The following is a 392-nucleotide window of genomic DNA, read 5'->3' as shown; positions in this document are numbered from 1 at the left end:
TGATACTTGCCATTTCAAGCCAATTTCTGCTTTTGAGTGGGGTAAAGTAATTTGAACCGTTAACATGTCAGTAGGAGTAGGATCTAATGGTGCAGAGCAGGATAAGGCAATAAATGCAGGTTTATTCGGTAGTGGTGAGCGATCATTCCCTGGCTTAGCATCAATTAAGCGAATCCATTTGGATACGAGATTTGTATTCAATCCATGTTGCAAAGCGACCGAAGCAATTGAAACGTCCGGTGCTTTACAAGCCTGAACGATCTGCTGTTTAAATTCAGCACTGTATGTTCTTCGTTTTTTCGCAAGAGATGCGATGGATGTCTGGTGATTTGTAGTCATAAATTTTAGTCCCCACTTGTTTTTAAGTGGGGACTAAATTAAGGCTTATAGGA

General features: G+C 40.6%; 1 protein-coding gene. It reads right to left on the bottom strand.

The genetic code is table 11. The features are described from left to right. A partial coding sequence (gene tnpA / locus WFH18_RS17850; RefSeq protein WP_336755420.1) for an IS66-like element accessory protein TnpA occupies window positions 1-339 on the bottom strand: 339 nt, incomplete at its 3' end. Window positions 340-392 lie beyond the last annotated feature (53 nt).

This window comes from Acinetobacter sp. USHLN143 (assembly GCF_037145695.1).
GTDB lineage: Bacteria > Pseudomonadota > Gammaproteobacteria > Pseudomonadales > Moraxellaceae > Acinetobacter > Acinetobacter fasciculus.
The sequence above is the reverse complement of the archived record's forward strand: the minus strand, read 5'-3'. Positions and strand labels throughout refer to the sequence as shown.